Below are 24,134 nucleotides of genomic sequence, written 5' to 3' on the forward strand. Positions count from 1 at the left end.
CATGTCTCGCCGTTTCGGGCTGGCGCTTGCCTTCGCCCTCGTTGCTTCGCAGGCTTTCGCGCATGCTCATCTCAAGACCGCATCTCCCGCCGACGGTGCGACGGTGGCTCCTCCGGGCGAGATCATTCTCGGCTTCACGGAGGAACTGGAGGTCAAGCTGAGCAGCATCACCGTCAAGGATGCGCGCGGCGCGACCGTCAGTCTGGCGCCGGTCGAGGCGGTGCCCGGAGACCGCAAGGCTCTGAAGGTTCGGCTGAAGCCGGTTTCGGCTGGCGCTTACAGCGTTGAATGGGCTGCGACTTCGGTCGATACCCACCGCGTCACCGGGCAGTATCGCTTCAACGTCAGGCCCTGATGTGGACGCGCTGATCGGGCCGGCTCTGCCGGCTGTCCGCTTGCTCCACCTCCTCGCCCTGTTGTCAGGGCTCGGCATCGAGGCCTTTCGTCTCCTGTCGCATCGCCTGCTCGCCAGCACGCCGGAAGGCCGGAAGCTTCTGCGCGGGTTCGCCGCCTGCAGCCGCCTGATGGTCATCCTGGCGCTCGCCAGCGGCGCGGTCTGGTTCTGGCTGCAGGGCAGCGCCATGCTGGGCCGGCCGCTGGGCAGCATCGAGGCGGGCGCAGTGGTGGCGGGGACCCGTTTCGGCGAGGCTCTGCTGCTGCGTGCCGGCCTTCTCTTGCTGGCGGTCCTGCTTCTGCGCGGCAAGGAGTCTATGCGGGCGGCGGGGCTGATCCTGTTGGCGGCTGCGGCCTTGCTGCAAGGTCAGCTGGGACATGGCGCCGCGGTCGATCTCTGGACGGCGGTCGCTCTCGGCCTGCATGTCCTGGCGGCCGGCCTTTGGCTAGGAGCCTTGCCGCCGCTCCTGGCCGTCTGTCTTCGTCGGCCTGTGCAAGCCCCCGCGATCGCCCGGCGCTTCACGCCGCTCGGCTTCGGCTGCGTCGTCGTGCTCGCCGCGACCTCCGTCCTTCAGGTGCAGACTCTGGTCGGCGGGCTGCCGGCGCTGCTCGGCACCGATTATGGCAAGCTTGCACTCGCGAAGCTCGCCATCTTCGGCGGGCTCCTCTTGCTGGCGCTCGCAAACCGCTTCCGCTTCGTGCCCTCGGCCGAAACCGGCGGCTCGGTGCGGAGCCTTGCCCTGTCGATCGCCACGGAGACCGGGCTGGGTCTGGCGATCGTGGCAGTCGCGGCCGCGCTCGCCAGCGAACCGCCCGCGATCCACGTGCCGCCGGCCTGGCCTTTCGCCCTGAGGCCGGTTCCGGCGTTTTGGGAGGATGCCTATCTGCGCGACGGGCTCCGGCGCCTGCTGAGCCCGGTTGCCATCGCCATCGCTCTCTTCGCCCTGGCCATGGCAGTTCGCAGGCTGCGTTGGCCGGCCTTTCTCGCCGGAGCCGTCAGCCTGGCTTTCGTCCAGCTCCCGCCCTGGCGCCCCTATGTCGTGGCTGCGGTGCCGACGAGTTTCCAGCCATCCCCGACCGGTTATGGCGCGCGCTCGATCGCGAACGGTCGGGACCTGTTCCAGCGTGGCTGCGCGAGCTGCCATGGTGGGGATGCGCGTGGCCGCGGAGCCCTTGCGATCGCCCAGTCCGTCTGGCCGCCGGATCTCTCCGCGCCCCTGATCGCAGGGCGGCCGGGCGGCGAATTGTTCTGGTCGATCAGGCACGGCATCGGTGCGATGCCGCCGGCGGCAAGACTCGACGATGCGGCGATCTGGTCCCTGGTCGATTTCATCCGGCTGCGTGCCGGTGCGCGCATCTTCTCCCCTGACGAGATGCGCTGGTCCGGTGCCGCGCGTATGCCGGGCTTCGTCGCGCGCTGCGCCGACGGTGCCATCGTCGCGCCCGGAAATGGCAGGCCGCTGCGGATCTGGACAGGGCGCGATGAACATGGCGCGAGCGGGCGGGTCCAGGTCGATGGCCTTGGCGAGCGTTGCGTGATCGAGGATGCCGAGCCGTTGGCGGCGGCTTTGGCCGAGCTGGCGGGTGCTTCCGTGCCGCCGGCGCAAATCCTCGTCGACGCCAATGGCTGGCTGCGGCGCGCCTTCGGTACGGACGGCGATGCTTCGCAAGACACCGTCGCATCGGATCTCGCGCTCATCCGCGAACGCCCCCTCGACGGCGCAGCGCGACATCACTGATCGCCTCTCTGGCTTCGCCGCAGGTCATCGGGGAGAGGTGCTGGCGATGACGCTGACCTGCAAGGCTTGAAGCGATACGGCAAGGCTTGGCCGCCTCCAACGGCATCCCGCGCTAGCGGCCGGCCTACCAAGGTCTGCAGTCGCCATGAAGCCGCCGATCCGCGCTGAGCGGCCCGAACGGGAATGCTCTCGGCCGATCGCAGCCAAGCTAGGAACGACAGGCTCGCTCCGGCGCGTGTCGCCCTTCCGATCGGTGCTCAGGCGGCAAGGACGCCATGGGCGGCCAGCCGCGCCAGGATCAGGGCTTCCTGCTGATGCTTCAGCGCGGTGACGCGCGCCGTCGCAGCTTCGAGGGATGCGGCCGGTTCGTAGATCGGCGAGGTCCCGGATTGCCCGGTCTCGGCGCCGATGCGCTTTTCGAATGGCAGCGAGCGGTAGAGCGCCGGATCGGCGGTCACGTCGAATAGCGGCCGATAGCCCAGCTTGATATAGAGCGCCGTCGCCTCGGGCTGGCGGAAGCCCGTCGTGAGATAGGCCCGCCTGTAGCCCTGTGCGGCGGCCCGCGCTTCCAATTCGGCGACGATGCGCTCTGCCAGCCCCTGACGGCGAAATCCGTCATCCGTCCAGATGCGCTTGAATTCGGCCGTCTCGTCGTCATGGCTCATGAAGGCGCCGCCGGCGATGGTCCGGCCGGACCGCTGCAGCAGGATGAAGTCGCCTAGCGGTGGCGAAAAGGCTTCGGCCGGATAGCGGAACAGCTCCGAGCGCGCCCCGCCGGGCCGGCTGTTCGCGCCATAGCGCCCGTCATATTCGAGGATGAGCCCTTCGACGAGCGGCCGCGCCGCCTCGCAATGATGCGACGATCTGAGGATGACGTCGCTCATGGAAGCAGCCTCTCGGCCGGGCCATTCGATGAGAGCCACCCGTCCGGGGCGACGGCAGATGCAGGAGGCAATGTCGGCATGGTGCTCGGCTTCCGACCTGGCGCATCGGCTGGAGAAGCCGGGTCAAGCCTTGAAAATGCAGTAAATCGGGCTCTCTAAGCCGTTTGGCTGCTATGAATAAGGCAATTCTTTCGTGTTGGGTCAAATTAAATGATCGAATAAGCTTTTTCGTCAATCGAATATTGAGTTTGCGTAAGAAGTATATTTTTCGTGCGCAGATTATAATTGAGCTTCGTTTTATTTTTTATCGATAGATTGGATTTTCTATATTCAGGAATGGCGTATGCCGGGCTTCAGGTCGGCACTGTGCCGATGGCTCTGCTCACGATGCCCGCCTCGAGCTCCGGCCTGCACAGTTCGATGAAGCGATGGGCGTAGCCGGGCAGGAAGCGCCCGCGCGGCGCTGCGATATAGGATGTCGCTATTGGGAAAAGGCCGTCGGCGATCTTGACCAGGCCAGGATCGCATTCCGGATCAAAGGCGACCTCGGCGACGATGCCCAAGCCCAGCCCCAATGCGACATAGGACTTGATCACGTCGGAATCGATGGCAGAGACGACGATATCGGGCCTCAACCCGCGATCATGGAACGCCGCATCGATCAGCGGGCGCCCGGTGAAGCCCTGGCCGTAAGTTACGATCGGCCGCTCCGCGATCTCGGACAGGCCGACATCGCTGCGGCTGGCGAGCGAGTCGTTCCGGCCGGCGATGACGATGTGGCGCCAGCTGTAGTAGGGGAAGGCGACCAGATCCGCCGCCTGGGCAAGGCTTTCGGTGGCTATGCCGATATGGGCGCTTCCTTCGCGCAAGCGGGCAACGATCTCGGTGGGCTCGCTCTGCCGGATCGAGAGACGCACGCGGGGAAACTCGTCCCGGAATTGCTTGATGATGCGAGGCAGCGCATAGCGCGCTTGGGTGTGCGTCGTGGCGATCACGAATTCACCGGAAGCGGGATCGCGCAACTGGTCAGTGACGCGCTTGATGCTCATCGCGTCGGCAAGGATGCGCTCGACATAGCTGATGACGGAGCGGCCCGCTTCGGTGAGGCCGATCATGCGTTTGCCGCGTCGCTCGAACAGCTCGACGCCGAGTTCCAGCTCAAGGTCCCGGATGTGCTTCGACACGCCGGATTGCGAGGTATTCAGCGCCGCCGCAGCCTCGGTGAAGTTGTAGCCGCTGCGGACGGCTTCCTGGAGAATGCGAAACTGCTGCAGATTCATCTGGTTGGCGGCGTTTGTCCGGGCCTGGTGGCTCTTCGGCCATGATAGGGCCCGCCCGCGAGTGGGTCTTTGCGAAATCGGCCGCTTCCGGAGAACGAAACGACGCTGTCACGGCCTGACACGCATGGGTTTTTCCAGGCGCGGCATCGAAGCGGCAATCCGGCCGGAACCGGCTCTGCAAAGAGCAGCATCGCCCCGGCGTTTGGCCCCATCGGTTCCGGCACCGTTCAGGCCCGGGGCGGCAGCTTATTCATCGCAAAGTTTGCGAGAAACGGAGAATAGCCTTGCCGCTGGAAAGCGGGTGAAGGGAATATACGTATTGTTTCTTCGCCTTATGATCTATTTCGATAAGTAAAGATGAAATACTTGTTTCACTCCGCCTGCCGGTCGACGCGTAATTTATCGCATGTCGCTTTCCACGGCGCCGGCGGAGCCGAACATGACCTATTTTCTGAGCCTTCTCGACAAGAGCCCGATTCCCGGGGGCTCCAACCCTGAACGTGCCCTGGCCGATACCGTCGCCTATGCACGCCATGCGGAGAAGCTCGGCTATCATCGCTTCTGGCTGGCCGAGCATCATGGCAGCGCGGAGGTCGCCGGCGTGGCGCCGGAAATCCTGGCCGCGTGGGTTCTGGCATCGACGGAACGTATTCGCGTCGGATCCGGCGGCGTCATGCTGCAGCATTACAGCCCCTTCAAGGTCGCCGAGACCTTCAGGCTTCTGGCTGCGCTCGCGCCCGATCGGGTCGACCTCGGGATCGGCAGGGCGCCCGGCGGATTGCCGCAGACCACCCAGGCGCTTCAAGCCCGCCTCGACAAGTCGGCTCCGCCCGATTTCGCCGCTCTGGCCGAGGAGCTGGACGGACATCTGAACGGCGAACTCGCACGCCCGCTGCCGCGCGTCGCGCCGCGGCGGGTTCTGCTCGGCGGCTCCCCGGACAGCGGTGCGCTTGCCGCCCGACTCGGCTGGGATTTCGTCTTCGCCGGCCATTTCAATGGCGATGCGGCTTTGATCGAGGCCAGCCTCGGCGCTTATCGCACCGGCGGCGGCCGCGCACCGGCGCTGGCCGTACATGCCTTCGCGGCAACTTCGGCAGCTTCGGCGCGGGACGCGGTGCGCGAAACGCGCATCTTTCGCGTCACGCTGTCGGATGGACGTGCGCTCAATCTGCGCAGCCGCGAGCAGGCCGAGAGCTTCGCGCGGCAGGCGGGCGACAGCGGTTTCACCATCCGCGAGACGCAGCCCCACGTCATCGCCGGCTCGGGCGAGGATGTGCGCGCCGCACTCGATGCGCTCGCGGAGCGCTTCGACGTGAACGAACTCGTGCTCGACAACCCGGTTCCCGATGGTGCCGCGCGCCGGCTCTCCATCGAGTTGATCGCCACCGGCACCCGCCGCGCCGCGGCCTGACCGCTGACCTGAAAGGAATGAGGCGCCCCATGACCGCGACCGACAAGAAGCCCGTGAAGTTCGGCATCATGCTGCATGGTGCGGGCGGGCACATGAATTCCTGGCGCCATCCCTCCGGCCGGGCCGATGCCAGCGTCAATCTCGACTTCTACATCGACACGGCACGGAAGGCCGAGGCGGCAGGCGTTACCTTCGCCTTCGTGGCAGACGGCCTCTACATCAACGAGAAGTCGATCCCGCATTTCCTCAACCGTTTCGAGCCGCTGACGATCCTGTCGGCGCTGGCGGTCGCGACGACGAAGATCGGTCTCGCAGGCACGGTCTCGACCTCCTATTCCGATCCTTTCACGATCGCCCGGCAGTTCGCCTCGCTCGACCTCATCTCCAAGGGACGGGCCGGCTGGAACGTCGTCACCACGCCGCTCGAGGGCTCGGCCAACAACTACAGCCGCCAGCATCCCGAGCATGCGCTGCGCTACGAGATCGCCGACGAATATCTCGAGGTCACGCAGGGCCTCTGGGATTCATGGGATGACGACGCAGTCTTGCGCGACCGCGCGACCGGCCGCTTCTTCGATCCCGCCAAGCTGCATCGGCTCGATCACAAGGGGCGCTTCTTCCAGGTCGAAGGTCCGCTGAACATCGGCCGTTCGAAGCAGGGCCAGCCGGTGATCTTCCAGGCCGGCTCATCGGAGGCCGGCATCAAGCTGGCCGGCAAATACGCAGATGCCGTCTTCACCCATTCGCCCTCCGTCGCCGAGACGAAGACCTTCCGTGATCAGGTGCGCGCGGCGGCCGTCGCGCATGGACGACGCGCCGACGACGTGAAGATCTTCCCCGGCATCGGCCCGATCGTCGGCCGCACGGCGCAAGAGGCGCAGGCGAAGTACGAGGTCATCCGGAACCTCTTGTCGATCGACGACGCGCTGGCCTATCTCGGCCGCTATTTCGACCATCACGACTTCACGCAGTACCCGCTCGACGCGCCATTCCCGGAACTGGGCGAGATCGGCAGGAACAGCTTCCGCTCGACCACGGACCGCATCAAGAAGAACGCACGGGAAAAAGGCCAGACGCTGCGCGAGGTCGCGCTCGAGGCCGCGACGCCCAAGCCGAACTTCATCGGCACCGGCGCGCATGTGGCGGATGAGATCATCCGCTGGATCGATGCGGGCGCAGCCGACGGCTTCATTCTCGGCTTCTCGGTGACGGCTGAGGGGCTGGACGACTTCGTCGAGCTGGTGATCCCCGAACTCGAGTCGCGCGGGCGCTACAGCCGCGATCTTTCCGGCGAAACCCTGCGGGACCATCTCGGCCTGCCCTTCAAGCCGAGCCGCTACGCCGAGAACGAGGCGCCTGCGCTGCGGGCGACGGCGCGATGAACGCTCCGTTTCGAGCCCCGCCGCTCACCACGCGGGAAGTCGCGGCGGAGCTCGACCGCTTCGTCGCGCTGCGGCGCCATTTCCACCAGAATCCGGAGCTTTCGACCAAGGAGCGGCAGACGGCGGGGCGGATCGCGGAGCTGCTCGTCGAATGGGGCTACGAGGTCGAGACGGGCATTGGCGGAGAGGGCGTCGTCGCCTCCCTGCGCAATGGGGCCGGCCAGCGCGCCATTGGCATCCGTGCCGATTTCGACGCGCTGCCCATCGCCGAGGCGACGGGCCTGCCCTATGCGAGCCGGAGCGCGGGCGTGATGCATGCCTGTGGTCATGACGGGCATACCACGATCCTGCTGGCGGCCGCCCGTGCGCTCGCCCTGAGAAAGTCCTTCGACGGCACGCTGCGGCTGATCTTCCAGCCGGCCGAGGAAATCAGTGCCGGCGCCCGGGCGATGATCCGTGACGGGCTGTTCGAGCGCTTCCCCGTGGATGGGATCTTCGGCCTGCATAACTGGCCCGGCGTGCCCGAGGGCGTCTTCGGCTTCGTCGACGGGCCGGCCATGGCGGCGGTCGACAAGGCGGTCATCACGGTGGCCGGCAAGGGCGGGCATGGCGCCGCGCCGCACGAGACCGTCGATCCGGTGCTGGCAGCCGCCCATCTGGTCACGGCGCTGCAGAGCCTCGTTTCGCGCAATATCGATCCGCTGGACGCGGCCGTCGTCACGGTGGGCTCGATCCATGGCGGCACGGCGTCGAATGTCATCCCGGATTCGGTCGAGCTTCAGGCGACGATCCGCAGCTTCACGCCCGAGGTCCGCGCGTTGCTGGCCGAGCGGCTGCCGGCGCTGGCGCAAGCCCAGGCCGCCGCCTTCGGCGCGAAGGCCGACGTCGATTACCGGCTCGGCATGCCGGCCGTGGTCAACCACGCCGCCGAAACCCGCTTCGCGCGGGAGGCCGCGCTGTCCACCTTCGGCGCAGCCGGGGTGATCGAGCATCTGCGGCCACGCTCGGCGAGCGAGGATTTCGCTTATTTCCTGGAGCAACGCCCCGGCGCCTTCCTCTTCATCGGGGCTGGGGAGGGCCCGCCGCTCCATTCTCCCCGATACGATTTCAACGACGCGCTGATCGCGCCGGGCGCGACCTATTGGACGCGTCTCGCCGAGCGATTTCTGGCCTGAGCGAGGGAGATCCGATGGCCGATCAGTTCTTTTCGACCAGCCCGGCCGATCCGCTGGCGCAACCGTTGATCCAGGACCTCATCCGTGAATATGACGGCCGCTATGGTGACATTCCCGGTCGCGACCCGGCGGTCGTCGAGCTGCACCGCTATCCGCCCGAGCTCTTCCTGCCGCCCCGCGGCCGCTTCCTGCTCGTGCTGCGTGCCGGCGAGGCGATCGCCGGTGGCGCCTTCATGCCGCATGCCGAGGAGGCGACGGCCGAGGTCAAGCGGGTCTGGGCGCGGCCCGATCTGAGGCGGCAGGGGCTCGCGGCGCGAGTCGTCATGGAACTCGAACGGCTCGCGCGGCTGCAGGGCTACACGGACCTCTACCTGACGACCGGCAGCCGCCAGCCGGAAGCCGTGCGGCTCTACCGGTCGCTCGCCTACGAGCCGCAATTCGACCTGAACGTCGATGCCACGAAGTTCAGCCTTCTGTCGTTCCGCAAGCGGCTCGCCACGCCCTTGAGCGCGCTGGCCGATGCGGCCGCCCTCCCGGCCTGAGCCCAAATCCCGAAGAGGAACCTGACATGTCTCTCGCCGTCGACGGCTCTGCGGCCGCCGTACCCCTGTCCCAGCCGCGCCTCGACGCGGCCGGCCTGCGCATCGTGCCGGCCCGTCATCCCTGGCGCTTCGTCGGCGGAGCCTTCGCGCTCGTCCTCGTCTTCTCGGTCGTGAACTCCGTGCTCGGCAATCCGCGCTGGGGCTGGGACGTCTTTGCCGAATGGTTCTTCTCCGAGCCGGTGATCGCTGGGCTCGGCCGCACCTTGCTGCTGACGCTGCTTGGTGCGCTCTTCGGCTTCTCCATCGGGGCTCTCCTGGCGCTGGCACGGCTATCCGGCTCGGTGCCTCTGGCCGCGGTGTCCTGGACCTTCGTATGGCTGTTCCGTTCAATCCCGCTGATCGTGCTCCTGCTGATCCTCAATAATCTCGGCTATCTCTACGAGACGGTTTCGCTCGGCGTGCCCTTCACGGGTTGGAACTTCTTTTCCTATCCCACCACGCAGCTCATCAGCCCCTTCATGGCGGCAGTGCTGGGCCTCACGTTGAACCAGGCCGCCTTTTCGGCCGAGTTCATCCGCGGCGGGCTGCTCTCCGTCGACCAGGGCCAGCATGAGGCCGCCGCGGCCCTCGGCCTACCGCGGCAGCGGCAATTCTTCCGCATCGTGCTGCCGCAGGCGATGCGTTCGATCATCCCGACGGCCTTCAACGACATTATCGGCCTCGCGAAGGGCACCTCCAACGTCTACATCCTGGCGTTGCCGGAACTGTTCTACACCGTACAGGTGATCTACCGCCGCAACCTGGAGGTGATCCCGCTGCTGATGGTGGCGACGGTCTGGTATCTCGTCATCCTGACCGTGCTCTCCGTGGTCCAGGCGCAGATCGAGCGCTACTATGCCCGCGGCGCGCTCCGGCATCTCCCGCCCTCGATCTTCGATCCGTTGCTGCGCCGTCTCGCGCGCAGGGCCGCGCCCGCCGTGCCGCCGGCCGCCGCCTCCGCCGCGCCGGTGGTTCCCGCTCCGCTGGTCTGGCGTCGCGGGGGCGAGATCACCATCCGCAACGTCTCGAAAAGCTTCGGCGAGCTGAAGGTCCTGGACGACGTCTCGCTCACCTTGCCGTCCGGATCGGTCACCGCGATCATCGGCCCCTCCGGGTCCGGCAAGTCGACGCTGCTGCGTTCGATCAACCATCTCGAACGCCTCGACCGCGGCGTGATCACGCTGGACGGCCAGCTCATCGGCTATCGGCAGGAGGGCGAGCTCCTCTACGAGCTGAAGGAGAGAGAGGTGCTCCGCCGGCGCGTCGATGTCGGCATGGTGTTCCAGAACTTCAACCTGTTCCCGCATCTGACGGCGCTCGAGAACATCGTCGAGGCGCCGGTCAATGCGCGCGGCGTCGCCCGCGCCGAAGCGGAAGCCGCCGCAAGCGAACTGCTTGCCCGCGTCGGCCTCTTCGACAAGGTGAACGCCTATCCGCGCCAGCTCTCGGGCGGCCAGCAGCAGCGCGTCGCGATTGCCCGCGCCCTGGCGCTGAAGCCCAAGGCGCTGCTTTTCGACGAGCCGACATCCGCGCTCGATCCGGAACTGGTCGGCGAAGTGCTCGCCGTCATCAAGGAACTCGCCCGCTCCGGCGCGACGCTGGTCATCGTCACCCATGAGATCGGTTTCGCCCGCGAAGTCGCCGACACGGTCGTCTTCATGGATGCCGGCCGGATCGTCGAGGTCGGCGCGCCCGAAAAGGTGCTCGGCGCACCCGAGCATCCGCGTACGGCGGAATTCCTCGCGAAGGTCCTTTGATCCCCTTCCAACACGCGTTCTCTCCGAAGATTGAAAGGCTGATGCTCATGACGCATTCCCTCGCCATGCCGCGCCGCGTTGCGCTCGGCTTCGTTGCGCTTGTCGCGCTCGCCCCCTCGCTGGCTTTCGCCCAGCAGCAGTTCGATCTGACCTCCGTGCAGAAGGCGCAGCCGCGCGCCGAGGTCGTGCCGGAAGCGGTGAAGTTGCTCGGCAAGGACGTGAAGCTCGCCAAGCCCGGCACCTTCACCATCGCGACGACCGGACAGCGCCTGCCGTTCGGCATCAATGCGACCGACAATCAGAGGATCATCGTCGGGTCCGAGCCCGATATCGGGCGGCTGATCGCCGACGGGCTGGGTCTCGAACTGGAGGTGGTGCAGGTGGCCTGGGCCGACTGGCCGTTGGGTGTCACCTCGGGCAAGTATGACGCGGCGATCTCTAACGTCACCGTCACCGAACAGCGCAAGGAGCGGTTCGACTTCTCGACCTACCGCAAGGACCAACTCGGCTTCTATGTCGGCAGCAAGAGCGCGATCAAGGAGATCGCCAAGCCGGAGGACGTCGCCGGCCTCAAGGTCATCGTCGGCTCCGGCACCAATCAGGAGCAGATCCTGCTGCGCTGGATCAAGGCCAACGAGGCCAAGGGCCTCAAGACCACCGAAGTGCAGTATTTCGACGATGACGTCGTGCTCTATCTGGCCTTGGAATCCGGCCGTGCGGACGCTTATTTCGGTCCCAATGGCACGCTCGGCTTCAAATCCGCGCAGACCGGGACCACGCGCCTCGTCGGCTCCTTCTCGGGGGGGTGGCCAGAGATCGCCGAGATCGCGGTGACGACGAAGAAGGGCGCCGGTCTCGCCGAAGCGATCACCGCCGTGCTCAACGCGCAGATCAAGAACGGCAACTACCAGAAGTCGCTGGCGCGCTGGGGGCTCGCGCCGGAGGCAATCGAGGTCTCGCGCACCAACCCGCCAGGGCTCCCCAGGAGCTAACGCGAACCGCGAAACCGCGATGCGGGACGCCGAAAGCCGGCGGCCCGCTCCTTTCAGGAGCAAACCAATGTTCATCCGCAAGGCGGCCCTTGCCGCCGCCGCCATGGTTGCGTTCGCCACGCTCGCCTCGGCGCAGAGCGTCTATGATCTGAGCCCGCAACAGCCTGGCCGGCCTCGTACGCAGCCCAATCCCGCGGCGATCGCCGCCATCGCCGGCGACGCCAGGCTCGTCGAGCCCGGCGTCCTGACCGTGGCGACCAATGCGAGCACGCCGCCGCTGGCGACCTATGCGACGGATTCCGCGACCCTTGTCGGCGCCGATCCCGATGTCGCGCAGCTCATCGCCGACAGCCTCGGCCTCAGGCTCAAGCTCATTCCCACGCCCTGGGCAGACTGGCCGCTGGGAGTCGCATCCAGAAAATACGATGCGGCGATCTCCAACATCGGCGTCACGGAGCAGCGCAAGGAGAAGTTCGATTTCTCGAGCTATCGCGCGGGCTTGCACGGTTTCTTCGTCAAGGCGGACAGCAAGGTCGGGAAGATCGCCGAGCCAAAGGACGTCGCGGGGCTGCGCGTCGTGCTGGGTGGCGGCACCAATCAGGAGCGCATCCTGCTCGAATGGAGCAAGCAGAACCTCGCGGCGGGGCTGAAGCCGATCGAGCTCATCACCTTCGACGACGAGGCCAATCGCCTGTTGGCGTTGTCTTCGGGCCGCGCCGACGTGATCGTGCAGCCGCATGCGCAGCTGCTCTTCATCCAACAGCGCGACCGGAACATCAGGCGCGTGGGCGTGCTGAGCGCGGGCTGGCCGGAAAGGTCGGACGTCGCCGTGGCGACGCGCAAGGGCGCGGGGCTGGCCCAGGCGATCACGCTCGCCCTGGAAGGCGCCTATCGGGACGGCACCTTCGATGCGGCGCTCAGGCGCTGGGGTGTCGAGGAGGAGCGCCTCGAAAAGCCCGAGACAAATCCCCGCGGCCTGCCGAAATATTGAGGGCGCGATCATGAGCTCTCAAATGGCGGACATCGTCGTCCTCGGCCTCGGCGCCATGGGGTCGGCCGCCCTGTTTCAGCTTGCATCGCGCGGCGCCGACGTCCTCGGGGTCGATCAGTTCCATCCGCCGCACGAGAACGGCTCGAGCCATGGCGAGACGCGCGTCACGCGCCTCGGCGTGGCCGAAGGCACGGCACTGGCGCCACTGGTGAAGCGCTCGCATGAGATCTGGAAGGAGCTGGAGGGCCGGACTGGCGAAAGCCTGTTCGGGCAGGTCGGCTTCCTGGCGATATCGAGCGAGCCTTTGCAGCACGGTGCGGCCGATTATGTCGAGCGTACGCTCGCCGTCGCCCGGCGCAGCGGCACACGACACGAGCTGATCGCCCCCGACGAGGCGCGCCGCCGCTATCCCTGGCTGAACGTCGCCGACGGAGACCGGGTCTATTTCGAGCCGGAAGGCGGATATCTGCGTCCCGAGCGCTGCGTCGCGGCGCAGCTTCGGCTCGCCGCCGCAGCCGGCGCGCGGCTGGTGCTCGACACGCGGGTCGAGGCGATCGTCCCGCACGCCGGTCATGTCGAGATCAGGACCGGCAAGGGCAGGATCCTCGCGGGCCGCGTCGTGGTCAGCGCCGGCGCCTGGGCTGGCCGGCTGCTGGGGCCGCAGGTCTCCGGGCTGCTGCGCCCCACGCGCGAAATCCTGCACTGGTATGCGCTCGAGCCGTCTGCTCCGGCCGGATGGGGCGAGGCGCCGGTCTATATCTGGTCCTACGGGCACGGCGTGGAAGAGGGCTTTTACGGCTTTCCCGCCTTCGACGGCTCGGTGAAGCTGGCCCATGGCGAGAAGACCCGCAGCGTCGACCCGGATGGTTTTGATCGATCGAGCGAGGAGGAGGAGTCGCGTGACTTCTATGCGCGTTCCATCGCCGGGCGGCTGAAAGGCCTGCGCGTCGACCAATCGCGCCGCAAGACCTGCCTCTACACGGTTTCTCCGGATAACGGCTTCATCATCGACCAATGGCCGCAATGTGAGCGTGTGCTCGTCGTCTCGCCCTGCTCGGGGCATGGCTTCAAGCACTCGGCTGCGATCGGTGAGGCCGTCAGCCAGCGGCTTCTGGATGGCGCAAGCCGCATCGATCTCGCGGCTTTCGGACTGGCGCGGTTCGGCCATGCGCCGCTTCCTGACGTTGCTGCCTAGCCGACATATCGCCGAGCCGAGGCCGGAAGAGCATCCGGCCTGGTGCTCGATCACGATAGGCAGAGCCTCGCGGCCTTCGCCCGGTCCAGGGTGCCGGAGATAGAGCATGGCCGGCCGCCGCCAACCTTTCACAGAGAGCATCGATCCCGTGTACGACTTCGACCTCGCGCCAGACCGCCTCGAGACCGGCAGTACGAAATGGAGCCGCTATCCGGCCGACGTCCTGCCCATGTGGATCGCCGACATGGATTTCGCCGTCGCTCCTGAAATCGTCTCGGCGCTGAAGCGGCGGCTCGACCATCCGGTATTCGGCTATGCCGTCGCCAAATCCCAGCTTCGCGAGCAGATCGTGGCCGATCTCGACAGGCGGTTCGGATGGCGGATCGCGCCCGATGACATCGTGTTCCTGCCGGGTATCGAGCCCGGCTTCAACATGGCCCTGAAGGCGAGCCTCTCGCCCGGCGAAAAGATCCTGATCCAGACGCCGATGTACAAGCCCATCCTGGATGCGCCGAGCCATTGGGGCCTCGAGGCGCTTCATGTGCCGCTCGTCCGTGGCGAGAAGGGCTACGGGCTGGATCGCGGCGCGCTGGCGGAAAAGCTGGCCGGGGCTGGCGCGTTCCTCCTGTGCAACCCGCACAACCCGACGGGCCATGTCTACGCGCGGGACGATCTCGCCTTCATCGCCGCGGCCTGCGAGGCCGGGGACACATTGATCATCTCCGACGAAATCCATTGCGATCTCGTCTTCGACGGCCGGTCGCATGTTCCGATCGCGAGCCTCGCTCCGGAGATCGCGAAGCGGACCATCACGCTCATGTCCGCCAGCAAGACCTACAACATCCCGGGACTCAAGACCGGCTTTGCCATCATCACCGACCGCGAGCTCCGCGATGCCTTCAACGCGGCCCGCAGCGGCATGGTCGACAGTGTCAATCTGATGGGGCTCGAAGCCACATTGGCGGCTTATCGCGACGCCGGCCCGTGGCGCGCGGCGCTTCTCGACTATCTGCAGGAGAACCGCGATCACCTGGGCCGCGCGCTTTGGCGGCTGATCCCGGACATCCGCTACCATCCTCCCGAGGCCTCTTTCCTGGCCTGGCTCGACTGCAGCGCGCTGGGCCTGAAGCAGAGGCCGCATCTCTTCTTTCTCGAGGAAGCGAAGCTCGGGCTCTATGCCGGGGAGGTTTTCGGGACGGGATACGAGCAGTTCGTCCGCCTGAATTTCGGCTGCACGCGAGCAACGCTGACGCAGGCGGTCGAGCGCATGGCTGCTGCCCTCTCGCGGAATGCCGGGAACTGAGTTCCCTCACGGCGGGGCGGCGGTATTCCGGCCGCCTCCGATCTTGCGGCTGCGCGGCGGCCTTAAGCCGGCGCTTGGCTGGCGAATATCAGTCGGAACGCAGGCCGAGCGCGGCCGAGGCCTCCTCCGGCAACCAGCCCAGCCGCTCGTAATTGCCGCGCCAATAGGCCAGCGCGGCGTTTTCGCCGCCGAGCCGGATCTCGCGGACGCGGCCGATGACGATCGCATGGGAGTGCCGCTCGATCAGATCCTCCACCTCGCAGTCGAGAGCGGCCAGCGCACCGACGAGGAGCGGAGCTCCGGTCGGGCCTTCGCTCCACTCCACCCCGGCATAGCGGGCCGCGCCCTTTTCGCCGCCACGGCCAGCGAAGCGATCCGCGACCTTGGCCTGGGCTGCGGTCAGGAAGTTGACGCCGAAGGCGCGGTGTCGGCCGAGCAAGGGAAAGCTCGACGATGCGAGGTTGAGCCCGAACATCACCGTCGGCGGTTCGGCCGAAAGGGACGACACCGAGGTTGCGGTCAGGCCGGTGCGGTCCTCGCCACGCCCGACGGTGACGACGCTGACGCCACCGACGAGCCGACGCAGCGCCGTGCGAAACGTGGCGGTATCGGGCGAGGCAGGTTGCTGCCGGAGAGCTGCCCTGGTGTGGAGCGGGATGATGGTCAAAAGGCTAGCTCCGTTTCAGCGCGCCATGCCGAATGCCGACGGCGCGCTTGATCGAGTAATCGACCGGCGGAAGGCCACGCCGTTTCTGGCTGGCGTCTCGTCAAAGTCGGTAAAAAACTCGCTCAGACAAGTTATAACGTCAACAAGAATGTTCTTTTTAAAGAATCAAATGTCGAAACAATGTATTCTACTGATTGGGATTACGGTAGAAAATATACGTTTGCGCTGGTGTTGAATGGCGATATGCCTGATTGGCAGGAATTATGGTTCTATAAAGAAAACAACTTGTCGTTCTCTGCGTGTCGTTCCAAGCGCGCAATGGGCATCAACCGGACGGGCGCTCCTGCAGCGCGCCGTCGAGCGGTCGATCTTCAAGGCCAGGCACGCCCGACGCGGCTTGCCGCATGCACCGTGCAGGCAGGAGCCACCGCCTTCCGCCTTCGTCTAGTCCGCCTCCTTGATTGACGGCCTCGGCTCAAATCCGGAGGCAAATCAGGGTCTCGGCTCAGCGACAATCTCCCGAGAGTCCCGGGTCGTCTTCTCGCCGCCATGAACCCTACGAGCTTGCCACGATCTTGTCGGCCAGCAGGCGAATGCGGATGGGATCTCGAGCCGCCCATGGATGGATCTGATGGGGAGCGTCGGGAAGATCGAGGTGATCGAGCATGGCCGAGGGGATGGCTCGGCGATAGGCTTCGATCACGCTAGCGGGAATTACGTGATCCTGCCCGGCGGTGACGAGGAGCACTTTTCCACGGAATGTGCGGAGGAGTGGGAGAGGGCGGGCATTCGCGAAATCCCGGCTCTGCCGCAGAACCTCAGTGAAATGATGATCGAAGTGCACATCGAATGCCTCCGCCACGTAAAGGGCAGGGCAGGAGAGCACCAGCGAACGCGGCTGCAGGAACGCGAGCAACTCGGCTGCCACATAGCCGCCCATGCTGTTGCCCATGACGATGCTGGGCTCGCTTTCGCCCATGAACGCAGCCGCGGCACGCGCCTGGTCGAGCCGCAGCCTGAGGCTGGACCCGGAGAGTTGTCCGGAACTCTCGCCATGGCCGGAGAAGTCGAAGGCGAAGGTCGAGACGCCCCGCTCCGCCAAGGCCCGGGCAAGATAGCCGATACGCTTGCGGTTCCCCGAGCCGCCGCCGTGCAGATACAGCATGTGCCCGGTCGCGCTGCCGCTGGGCGCTACCCAGGTGTAGCGCAGCGTCTCGCCCGTGGCCTCGAAGCTGCCGTCCTGGCAGCGGATCAAGCGAGCCTCCCCAGGCTGGCTAGCGATGGAGGATTTGCCCGAGGAAGGCCTTCGTCCTCTCGTTTCGCGGATTGGTGAAGAACGCTTCCGGAGGCGCCTCTTCGACGATCTCCCCCTTGTCCATGAACAGGATGCGGTCGGCGACGGTGCGCGCAAAAGCCATCTCGTGGGTGACGCAGACCATGGTCATGCCCTGACCGGCGAGCTCGACGATCACGTCGAGGACCTCCTTGATCATTTCCGGGTCGAGGGCCGAGGTCGGCTCGTCGAACAACATGGCCGTCGGCTTCATGCACAGCGCCCGTGCGATCGCCACGCGCTGCTGCTGTCCGCCGGAGAGTTCGCCAGGGTATTTGTGCGCCTGCTCTCCAATGCGGACACGCAGCAGGTATTCGCGCGCCGTCGCCTCCGCTTCGTCCTTGCTGACGCCCTTGATCTTCATGGGCGCGATCATGAGGTTTTGCAGGACGGTGAGGTGCGGGAAGAGATTGAATTGCTGGAACACCATGCCGACGTCCTGCCGGACGGCGGCAACACTGCGCATGCTGTGGTCCAGGGTGACGCCGTTGACGAGGATCTCACCGTCGCGATGGTCCTCGAGCCGGTTGATACAACGGATCAGGGTCGATTTTCCTGATCCGGACGGCCCGCAGATCACCACGCGCTCGCCGCGCGCGACCTCGAAGTCGATTTTCTTCAGAACCTGAAAGTCGCCATACCATTTGCTCACGCCGCGGAGGCGGATCATCGGAGCGGTGTCGGCTGCCGCCAGCGTCGATGTCGTCATCGTTTCGTTCCTTAGAAGCCTAGCTCGCCATCCAGCCGCCGTCGACGAGGAGATTCTCCCCGGTGATGAAGTTCGCCTCGTCCGAGGCCAGGAACAGCGCGGCGCTCGCAACATCGTCCGGCCTGCCGAAGCGCGGCCAGGGCGTCCGGTTGCGGGAGTATTCGAGCCAGCGCTCTTCGACTGCACGGCCGGTCTTGCCCGTCAGGATCTTGCCGGGAGCCACGGCGTTGCAGATGATGCCGTGTCTGGCATAGTCGGCGGCGATCTGCCGGGTCATGTAGACGACCCCGGATTTCGAGGTTCCGTAGGCGATATCCTCCGGAGCGGCGATCATGCCGTGCTGCGAGGAAATATTGACGATCCGGCCGCGAGCCTCGTTGCGGATCTCCTGGGTCATCATCTGCCTGACGGCGGCGCGCGCCATCAGGAACGGCCCCGTCAGATTGACCGCCAGAACCCTGTTCCATTCGGCGAGGCTGGTCTCGACGAGCGGCTTGCCGACGCCGATCGCGGCATTGTTCACGAGGACGTCGAGCCGGCCGAAACGGCGGGTCGCTTCGTCGACCACCCTTTCGACATCCTCTTCGTTGGCGACATCGGCCTTCAGAAAGGCAATGTCGTGTCCTTCGCGGCGAAGCACCGTTTCGATCGGCTCGCCACCCTCGCGGACCTCTTCCGTCCGATCGACGAGCACGAGACGTGCGCCTTCCGATGCGAAGCGCAGGGCGATGGCCCGCCCGATGCCGGATGAAGCCCCGGTGATGATCGTCACCTTGCCCGAAAGCCTGGTCATGGCCGTGCCTCCCCGAGCGCCGCAAGCCGGCGCGTCCAGTCGAGATATTCGCTCGCCGCCGCAGCGAGCTCGCGCCGGGCGGAGAACCCGGTGTCGGCCGCGAGGGCGGCGGTGCTCAGGGCAGGGCGATCCTGCTTGAGATTGTAGGCGACGCTCGCCGGCTCGCCGGCCTCCGCGAGGCGGTAGCGAAGGCCCGTGTGCCGGGCGATATGGCTGCACCATTCGAGCAGGTCGGTCGTGCTGCCTGCGCCGAGATTGTAGATCCGCCGCTGCAAGCTCTGGCCGAAGAGAACCGTGACGATGCCGGAGGCCGCATCGCGCGAGTAGATCCAATCCGCGGCCATCGGGCGCGGCAGCACGACCTCTTGCCCGGCAAGAGCCTGATCGAGGATCTGCAGATGCGGGCTCATCGCGTCGCGCGCGCCAGAGCGATGTTCCCAAGGACCAAAGACGGGCCCCAGGCGCACCACCCGGACATCGATGTCATACAGGCCGCCGAGATGCAGGGCAGCCTGTTCGGAAGCGAGCTTGGTGATGCCGTACAGCGAAGCGGGCGAAGGGCAGGAGCTTTGCTCCTCATAGCTGCCCGACGGGCCCGGAGCGGAGGAGCCGTAGACGGCGACGGAGCTGAGCATCGTCAGGCGCCGTATCCCGCCGTGCTCGTGCGCCTGCTCCAGAACGTTCAGAGTCCCGTTCAGGTTGACGTCGACGATGCTGCGCGCGTCGGTCCTTTCCCTTTGCGGCCCGGCGGTGATCGCCGCCGTATGCACGATGCGGTCTATCGAGCAGCCGGCAAGCGCCCGACGGATATCGTCGGCGCAGGTCACGTCTCCAACTACGGGCCTTGCCGCCTGCCCGAACTGCTTCAGGGCGTGGGGCGGGGGCTGGCGGGTATCGAAGAGGACGATGTCCTCGCCATGGGCGAGCAGTTGCTCGGCGATCGCAAGGCCGACGAAGCCTGCGCCTCCGGTGATAAGAACGGTCATGGCAGATCCCTCAGCGGACGATCATGGTGCGCCGCTCGAGCTTCGCGACCCAGCGGGCAAACGGCCAAAGCAGGACGAAGAAGATCAGCGCCGCGGCCGTGAGCGGAGTCGGATTGTAGGTTTGTTCCTGTGCCACACGGGCGGAGCGCAGCAATTCGGGCAGGGCGACGAGGGCGGCGATCGAGGTGGTTTTCACGAGCTCGAGCGAGTTGCTCGCCAGGGGCGCCAGGACGTTTCGGATCGCTTGCGGCAGGATGATGTAGACCACTGTGCGGATCGGGCCGAAACCGAGGGCGTGGGCGGCTTCCCTCTGGCCCTTGGGTACGGATTCGACGCCTGCGCGCAGAATCTCGCCATAATAGCCGGAGTTGTTGACGGTTATGGCCATCACCACGGCGGCAAAGCTGCCGAGCTTGAGACCCAGGAACGGCAGTCCGTAGAAGATCAGCACCAGCAGGACGATGACTGGAAACGAGCGCAGCACATCGACGTAGATCAGCAGCAGGATATTGAGCCAGCGAATGTGGAAGCTGTACAGGATCGCGATGAGCAGGCCGCAGAGCACGGCGAGCGGCAGAGTGACGATGGCCAGCAGGAGCGTCAGCTCCAGGCCCTGAACCAGAAGCGGGTATATCTGGATCAGAGAATCGATGTTGAAGAAGTTCTCGAGAAAGATGTCCATCGTGCCTGTACCTCAGCGGCTGCGCGGGCTGAACTTGCGTTCGACCCAGCGACTGGCGATGACCAGCGGGATGAAGAAGGTGAGGTAGAAGGCGGCCGCCAGCGTCAGGGGGGAGGGGTTGGCGACGATCGCCATCACGCTTTGCGCCTGCCCAAGGGTTTCCGGCAGGGCGACGGCCGTGCCCAGCGCAGTTCCCTTGCTGATCGCGATCGCACGGTTGGTCAGGAGCGGAATCGCCAGGCGGATGGCCTGTGGCAGCACGATGAGGAACAGTGCCCGAAAATAGGTGAATCCGAGCGCTTCGGAAGCTTCCCATTGCCCGCGCGGCACCGCCCTGATGGCCGAATGGAAAATCTCGGTGGCGAAGGCGGAGAGCACCAACGCGAGGGCGACGACCGTGGTGGCGAATGGCGACAAGGCCAGGCCGGCATAGGGTAGGCCGAAATAGACGAAGATGATGACGACGAGCTGGGGCAGAGTCCGGAAAAGATCGACATAGACGACGATCGCCGCGCTCAGGGCCCTGCTATTCATGCAATGCAGTACGGCGAAGCCCAGCCCGACGCCGATGCCGAGTATGATCACCAGAATGGAGACCAGCACCGTCAAGCCAAATCCGCCGAGGACCGTCGGGAAGGCCTCGACCATGACCTGAAGATTGAAGTAGTTCTCGACGATCTTATCCATGACAGATGTCCGCCCAAGGTCCGTCGCAGCCGGAACGGAGCCCGGCCGCGGTGGATTTTGCGTGCTTCACGCCAGGATTACTTGCAGTTGAGCGCGCTGGGCGTGGCTTCGAAGCCCTTGAAGCCGGGGGCGCCGTAGCCGAAATAGACGGTATCGATCGCGGAGCCGTCGTCCGGCTTGCCGTACCATTTCTCGTGCATTTTCCGCATCGTGCCGTCGAGCTTCATGCATTGCAGGATGTCTTCGACCTTGTTGCGATATGCGTTGCTTTCATTCCGGAACGCATATCCGAAATTGCGGCCGTTATAGTCTTTGAATGCGACCTTGATCGCCTTGTTCTGCTTGGCAGCGTAGACGGCCGTCGGGATCTCGTTGAGCGCCGCGAAGGCGCGCCGCGTAATGAGCGCCTGGACGGTGTCGGGGAAAGCATCGTAGCGCTGGACCTCGAAGCCGTATTTCTCGGCATTTGCCGTGGCCCAGGTGTCGGAAATCGTGCCGCGATTGACGGCGATCGCCTTGCCCTTCAGGTCTTCGAAGCCTTTCATTTCATCGCTGGTGCGAACGAGAAAGCCGTTGCCGGTCGCAAACAGAGGCTCGGTGAAGAGCATCCGCTCGGATCGTTCCGCTGTGATGTTCAATGGGTTGACCGTGAACTCGATCCGCTTTGCGAACAGGGCGGCGAACAGGCCTGAGAAGGGAATGTCGACGATCTCGACCTTGGGGCGACCGAGGCGCTTGCCGACTTCGTTGATCAGGTCGGCGCCAAAGCCCTCGGGGCCGCTTGCGCCGCGGACCATCCAGGGGGCCACGCCAAAATCGGTGCCGACGACCAGTGGCGCATTTGCCGGGTGATCGGCTTCCTGCGCCAGGGAGGCGCTGCCGGCGAAGAGCGTCGCGCCAAGCAGGGCCGCCGCCGCGACTGTCAGGTTCTTGAAGTGTTTCATGGGGTTCCTCCTCAATTGTTGTTCTGTGTCGGGATCAGGGCCTCGCCGGATGGGTGGCCAGCCAGTGGCGCGCGATGTCGGCGCGCCGGCAGACCCAGACATCCGGATGGCTGGCGACGTGGTCGAGAAAGCGCTCGAGCCCGGCCGCTCGGCCGGGGTGGCCGACGAGGCGAAGATGCAGTCCGACGGACATCATCTTGGGCGCCTGCGCGCCCTCCCGGTAGAGCATGTCGAAGGTATCGCGCAGATATTCGAAGAGCTGGCTTCCGGTCGACATGCCGCCGCGAATGAATTTCGCGTCATTGTTGACCAGGCCATAGGGCACGACGAGGTGAGATTTGCCGTCTACTTCGGTCCAGTACGGCAATTCGTCGTTGTAGGCGTCCGAGTCGTACAGAAACCCGCCATGTTCGACGAGGAGGCGACGTGTATTGGTGCTCGATCCGTATCGGCAGTACCAGCCGAGCGGCGCCTCGCCAAAGAGGTGCGTCAGCTTCGCGGTGGCGTTGCGGATGCGCTCGCGTTCTTCCGCCTCGCTCATCCCCTGATGATGTTCCCAGCGCAGCCCATGGGAGCACACATCGTATCCGCGAGCGCGGATGCGCGCGCACACTTCCGGGTTGCGTTCCAGTGCCAAGGCGCATCCGAGGATCGTCGCGGTCATGCCGCGTTCCGCGAGCAACCGGTCGACGCGCCAGAAACCCACCCGGCTGCCGTATTCGAACATAGACTCGGCAGCGAGGTCGCGCCCCTTGTAGCCGGAGCTTCCGCCCTCGGTCAGACCGCTCTCGCTGGTGGCGTCGCCGTCCGGAACGGAGGGCTCGCCGCCTTCTTCGTAGTTGACGCAGATGTTCAGCGCGAGGCGGGCATTGCCGGGCCATTGCGGATGGGGCGGCTCGGCGCCATAGCCGCGAAAGTCGCGACGCAGATGATCAAGGCTGGACATGGCTTGCTCCCACGAGGGCAGGCGCCGGGCTACGGATCTCGACCGGGCGATCGAGATCGAGGAAGACGTCGTCATCGTTCCGGCCGGTCAGCGACATGACCACGGCGTATTCGGCGGGCTTGTCGAGCGCGGTGAAGCCGTGGTGCCAGACGTCGCGGCCATAGGTCACGCCATGGTCCTGGGGGACCAGGAACGCCCGCAGCGTCCCGAGATCGGGCCGACCCTCGGCATCGGAATGGCAAACCACCGCGAGATGCTCCACGCCGCGCAGCGGCAGGAAGGTTTGTGCGGAGAAGGGATGGCGCTCCAGGTGGCGGACGATCAGGGGTAGGGTCACGGCGGCCGCCACCTGGCTGACCCATAGGGTCGGCTGTCCGGCCTCGTCGGTGCGTTCGAAAGCGCGCGGGACGTAGTGGCGGCGGGCCGTCCCGGAATGCAGGACAACGGTTCCGAAGGGGGCGAAGCCTTCGGCCGTGAGAGGCGCGACCTCGATCTGTATCGGACCGGCCGCCATCATAGGGCTCCCCGTCCGAAGGCAGCCAGAAACCCTTCACGGATATTCTCGAGATGGCGGAACATCGCCTCCCGCGCGGCCTTGCCGTCGCCGGCGCCGAGCGCGTCGATGATGGCGAGATGCTCTTCGCGCGCATGGCTTGTGCGGCCCGGCACCCGTTCGATATGCGACAGGCGGATGCGCCTGCGGGCCTCGCCGATCATTAGGGCGAGCGAGCGGTTGCCGCAGTGCTTCGCGATGAGGTCATGGACCTCGTCGCCCTTCAGCCAGGTATTGGTGTCGTTGTGATCGGCCGCGGGATCGTCGACATGGTCGCGTGCGGCCTGCAAGGCAGCGGCAGGAATCCGACCCGCGGCCATGGCCGCGGCCTCTGGTTCCAGCAGGCGGCGCACCAGGAGCAGCTCAAGCACCTCGCCGGCGCCGATATCCCTGACGACCATCGTGCCGTTCGCCAGGCGCACGAGATATCCCTCGCCTTGCAGTCGGCTCAGAACGTTGCGCAGCGGCGTTCTTGACACCTCCAGCGCCTCCGAGATGCGCCGCTCGTCGAGCACGGATCCCGCGCCGATCTCCCGGTTCTCGATCCAGCGAAGGATCGTTTCATAGGTGCGTTCGGTCACGCTCGAGGCGGCGGGCGGGGCTGGAGGCTTTGGGATGGGAGGCACTCGATCCTCTATGGCATTCATGGATTATTCTCTTGGGATACCAAGAGAGCGCCAGATCGCGCCGCTGTCAAGTTCCTGAGTGAGGCGCTGCCGTCAGGCTGGTGTGAGCGCCGGCGTCAGCAAGC

At 65.8% G+C, this 24,134-nt stretch carries 24 protein-coding genes; 11 read left to right on the forward strand and 13 right to left on the reverse strand.

Annotated elements, in window-relative coordinates; translation table 11 throughout:
- Position 1: 1 nt before the first annotated feature.
- Both copC and J0J10_RS22000 read left to right on the forward strand, forming a co-directional pair.
- Positions 2–355, forward strand: coding sequence for a copper homeostasis periplasmic binding protein CopC (gene copC, locus J0J10_RS21995; protein ID WP_291634457.1), 354 nt, complete (start codon positions 2–4; stop codon positions 353–355).
- Between the two features lie 40 nt (positions 356–395).
- Complete coding sequence (locus J0J10_RS22000; protein ID WP_291649182.1) at positions 396–2,132, forward strand: CopD family protein; 1,737 nt, start codon at positions 396–398, stop codon at positions 2,130–2,132.
- 257 nt (positions 2,133–2,389) lie between these two features.
- Here the strand turns inward: J0J10_RS22000 and J0J10_RS22005 are convergent, their stop codons facing one another.
- Together J0J10_RS22005 and J0J10_RS22010 are read right to left on the reverse strand one after the other, a co-directional pair.
- Positions 2,390–3,016, reverse strand: coding sequence for a GNAT family N-acetyltransferase (locus tag J0J10_RS22005; RefSeq protein ID WP_291649184.1), 627 nt, complete (start codon positions 3,014–3,016; stop codon positions 2,390–2,392).
- 353 nt (positions 3,017–3,369) lie between these two features.
- On the reverse strand, positions 3,370–4,296 hold the full coding sequence (locus J0J10_RS22010) for a LysR substrate-binding domain-containing protein (protein WP_291649186.1): 927 nt from the start codon (positions 4,294–4,296) through the stop codon (positions 3,370–3,372).
- 439 nt (positions 4,297–4,735) lie between these two features.
- Here J0J10_RS22010 and J0J10_RS22015 point away from each other — a divergent pair, with 439 nt between their 5' ends.
- From J0J10_RS22015 to J0J10_RS22055, 9 genes are all read left to right on the forward strand, one after another.
- Positions 4,736–5,707, forward strand: coding sequence for an MsnO8 family LLM class oxidoreductase (locus tag J0J10_RS22015; RefSeq protein ID WP_291649188.1), 972 nt, complete (start codon positions 4,736–4,738; stop codon positions 5,705–5,707).
- A gap of 29 nt (positions 5,708–5,736) precedes the next feature.
- Positions 5,737–7,089 (forward strand): LLM class flavin-dependent oxidoreductase, encoded by a 1,353-nt coding sequence (locus J0J10_RS22020; protein ID WP_291649190.1) that lies wholly within the window; start codon positions 5,737–5,739, stop codon positions 7,087–7,089.
- Entirely contained in the window at positions 7,086–8,264 is a 1,179-nt protein-coding gene (locus J0J10_RS22025) for a M20 aminoacylase family protein (protein WP_291649192.1), read from the forward strand. Before J0J10_RS22020 ends, J0J10_RS22025 begins: the two co-directional genes overlap by 4 nt.
- Before the next feature lie 14 nt (positions 8,265–8,278).
- On the forward strand, positions 8,279–8,806 hold the full coding sequence (locus tag J0J10_RS22030; RefSeq protein ID WP_291649194.1) for a GNAT family N-acetyltransferase: 528 nt from the start codon (positions 8,279–8,281) through the stop codon (positions 8,804–8,806).
- Between the two features lie 26 nt (positions 8,807–8,832).
- A complete protein-coding gene (locus tag J0J10_RS22035; RefSeq protein ID WP_291649196.1) occupies positions 8,833–10,602 on the forward strand; it encodes an amino acid ABC transporter permease/ATP-binding protein in 1,770 nt (589 codons plus the stop codon).
- 47 nt (positions 10,603–10,649) lie between these two features.
- Positions 10,650–11,594, forward strand: a complete 945-nt coding sequence (locus J0J10_RS22040) for an ABC transporter substrate-binding protein (protein ID WP_291649198.1) — start codon at positions 10,650–10,652, stop codon at positions 11,592–11,594.
- Between the two features lie 67 nt (positions 11,595–11,661).
- Positions 11,662–12,585 (forward strand): ABC transporter substrate-binding protein, encoded by a 924-nt coding sequence (locus tag J0J10_RS22045; RefSeq protein ID WP_465247238.1) that lies wholly within the window; start codon positions 11,662–11,664, stop codon positions 12,583–12,585.
- Between the two features lie 22 nt (positions 12,586–12,607).
- Positions 12,608–13,780 carry an N-methyl-L-tryptophan oxidase gene (gene solA / locus J0J10_RS22050; protein WP_291649199.1) on the forward strand — a complete coding sequence of 391 codons (1,173 nt, stop codon included), beginning with the start codon at positions 12,608–12,610 and terminating at the stop codon, positions 13,778–13,780.
- A 106-nt stretch (positions 13,781–13,886) separates the two neighbouring features.
- Entirely contained in the window at positions 13,887–15,083 is a 1,197-nt protein-coding gene (locus J0J10_RS22055; RefSeq protein ID WP_291649201.1) for a MalY/PatB family protein, read from the forward strand.
- Positions 15,084–15,171: 88 nt separating this feature from the next.
- Here J0J10_RS22055 and J0J10_RS22060 read toward each other — a convergent pair whose 3' ends face one another.
- The 11 genes from J0J10_RS22060 to J0J10_RS22110 all read right to left on the reverse strand — a co-directional run bounded on the left by J0J10_RS22060 (position 15,172) and on the right by J0J10_RS22110 (position 23,964).
- A complete protein-coding gene (locus tag J0J10_RS22060) occupies positions 15,172–15,741 on the reverse strand; it encodes a flavin reductase family protein (protein WP_291649254.1) in 570 nt (189 codons plus the stop codon).
- 565 nt (positions 15,742–16,306) lie between these two features.
- Positions 16,307–17,005: an alpha/beta hydrolase gene (locus J0J10_RS22065; protein WP_291649203.1), complete on the reverse strand. Its 699-nt coding sequence runs from the start codon at positions 17,003–17,005 to the stop codon at positions 16,307–16,309.
- A gap of 19 nt (positions 17,006–17,024) precedes the next feature.
- Positions 17,025–17,792, reverse strand: coding sequence for an amino acid ABC transporter ATP-binding protein (locus tag J0J10_RS22070; RefSeq protein ID WP_291649205.1), 768 nt, complete (start codon positions 17,790–17,792; stop codon positions 17,025–17,027).
- Between the two features lie 19 nt (positions 17,793–17,811).
- A complete protein-coding gene (locus J0J10_RS22075) occupies positions 17,812–18,585 on the reverse strand; it encodes an SDR family NAD(P)-dependent oxidoreductase (RefSeq protein ID WP_291649207.1) in 774 nt (257 codons plus the stop codon).
- The gene (locus tag J0J10_RS22080; RefSeq protein ID WP_291649209.1) at positions 18,582–19,571 is read right to left on the reverse strand and encodes an NAD-dependent epimerase/dehydratase family protein; all 990 of its coding nucleotides are present in this window, start codon (positions 19,569–19,571) and stop codon (positions 18,582–18,584) included. Before J0J10_RS22080 ends, J0J10_RS22075 begins: the two co-directional genes overlap by 4 nt.
- Positions 19,572–19,581: 10 nt before the next feature.
- Positions 19,582–20,253 carry an amino acid ABC transporter permease gene (locus tag J0J10_RS22085; RefSeq protein ID WP_291649211.1) on the reverse strand — a complete coding sequence of 224 codons (672 nt, stop codon included), beginning with the start codon at positions 20,251–20,253 and terminating at the stop codon, positions 19,582–19,584.
- Positions 20,254–20,265: 12 nt separating this feature from the next.
- The gene (locus tag J0J10_RS22090; RefSeq protein ID WP_291649213.1) at positions 20,266–20,940 is read right to left on the reverse strand and encodes an amino acid ABC transporter permease; all 675 of its coding nucleotides are present in this window, start codon (positions 20,938–20,940) and stop codon (positions 20,266–20,268) included.
- A gap of 77 nt (positions 20,941–21,017) precedes the next feature.
- Entirely contained in the window at positions 21,018–21,986 is a 969-nt protein-coding gene (locus J0J10_RS22095) for a substrate-binding periplasmic protein (protein WP_291649215.1), read from the reverse strand.
- Positions 21,919–22,830: an allantoinase PuuE gene (locus J0J10_RS22100; protein ID WP_291649217.1), complete on the reverse strand. Its 912-nt coding sequence runs from the start codon at positions 22,828–22,830 to the stop codon at positions 21,919–21,921. Before J0J10_RS22100 ends, J0J10_RS22095 begins: the two co-directional genes overlap by 68 nt.
- Positions 22,817–23,344 (reverse strand): ureidoglycolate lyase, encoded by a 528-nt coding sequence (locus J0J10_RS22105; RefSeq protein WP_291649219.1) that lies wholly within the window; start codon positions 23,342–23,344, stop codon positions 22,817–22,819. Before J0J10_RS22105 ends, J0J10_RS22100 begins: the two co-directional genes overlap by 14 nt.
- Positions 23,344–23,964, reverse strand: a complete 621-nt coding sequence (locus tag J0J10_RS22110) for a GntR family transcriptional regulator (RefSeq protein ID WP_291634500.1) — start codon at positions 23,962–23,964, stop codon at positions 23,344–23,346. The genes J0J10_RS22105 and J0J10_RS22110 overlap by 1 nt, the downstream gene beginning before the upstream one ends.
- Between the last annotated feature and the right edge of the window lie 170 nt (positions 23,965–24,134).

The sequence above is a fragment of the Allobosea sp. genome (assembly GCF_017308075.1).
Classification (GTDB): Bacteria; Pseudomonadota; Alphaproteobacteria; order Rhizobiales; family Beijerinckiaceae; genus Allobosea.

Coding starts and splice junctions, on each gene's coding strand:
- copC (WP_291634457.1), top strand. CDS start 2: ATGTCTCGCCGTTTCGGGCTGGCGCTTGCCTTCGCCCTCGTTGCTTCG.
- J0J10_RS22005 (WP_291649184.1), bottom strand. CDS start 3,016: ATGAGCGACGTCATCCTCAGATCGTCGCATCATTGCGAGGCGGCGCGG.
- J0J10_RS22010 (WP_291649186.1), bottom strand. CDS start 4,296: ATGAATCTGCAGCAGTTTCGCATTCTCCAGGAAGCCGTCCGCAGCGGC.
- J0J10_RS22015 (WP_291649188.1), top strand. CDS start 4,736: ATGACCTATTTTCTGAGCCTTCTCGACAAGAGCCCGATTCCCGGGGGC.
- J0J10_RS22020 (WP_291649190.1), top strand. CDS start 5,737: ATGACCGCGACCGACAAGAAGCCCGTGAAGTTCGGCATCATGCTGCAT.
- J0J10_RS22025 (WP_291649192.1), top strand. CDS start 7,086: ATGAACGCTCCGTTTCGAGCCCCGCCGCTCACCACGCGGGAAGTCGCG.
- J0J10_RS22030 (WP_291649194.1), top strand. CDS start 8,279: ATGGCCGATCAGTTCTTTTCGACCAGCCCGGCCGATCCGCTGGCGCAA.
- J0J10_RS22035 (WP_291649196.1), top strand. CDS start 8,833: ATGTCTCTCGCCGTCGACGGCTCTGCGGCCGCCGTACCCCTGTCCCAG.
- J0J10_RS22040 (WP_291649198.1), top strand. CDS start 10,650: ATGACGCATTCCCTCGCCATGCCGCGCCGCGTTGCGCTCGGCTTCGTT.
- J0J10_RS22045 (WP_465247238.1), top strand. CDS start 11,662: ATGTTCATCCGCAAGGCGGCCCTTGCCGCCGCCGCCATGGTTGCGTTC.
- solA (WP_291649199.1), top strand. CDS start 12,608: ATGGCGGACATCGTCGTCCTCGGCCTCGGCGCCATGGGGTCGGCCGCC.
- J0J10_RS22055 (WP_291649201.1), top strand. CDS start 13,887: ATGGCCGGCCGCCGCCAACCTTTCACAGAGAGCATCGATCCCGTGTAC.
- J0J10_RS22070 (WP_291649205.1), bottom strand. CDS start 17,792: ATGACGACATCGACGCTGGCGGCAGCCGACACCGCTCCGATGATCCGC.
- J0J10_RS22075 (WP_291649207.1), bottom strand. CDS start 18,585: ATGACCAGGCTTTCGGGCAAGGTGACGATCATCACCGGGGCTTCATCC.
- J0J10_RS22080 (WP_291649209.1), bottom strand. CDS start 19,571: ATGACCGTTCTTATCACCGGAGGCGCAGGCTTCGTCGGCCTTGCGATC.
- J0J10_RS22085 (WP_291649211.1), bottom strand. CDS start 20,253: ATGGACATCTTTCTCGAGAACTTCTTCAACATCGATTCTCTGATCCAG.
- J0J10_RS22090 (WP_291649213.1), bottom strand. CDS start 20,940: ATGGATAAGATCGTCGAGAACTACTTCAATCTTCAGGTCATGGTCGAG.
- J0J10_RS22095 (WP_291649215.1), bottom strand. CDS start 21,986: ATGTCTGGGTCTGCCGGCGCGCCGACATCGCGCGCCACTGGCTGGCCA.
- J0J10_RS22100 (WP_291649217.1), bottom strand. CDS start 22,830: ATGTCCAGCCTTGATCATCTGCGTCGCGACTTTCGCGGCTATGGCGCC.
- J0J10_RS22105 (WP_291649219.1), bottom strand. CDS start 23,344: ATGGCGGCCGGTCCGATACAGATCGAGGTCGCGCCTCTCACGGCCGAA.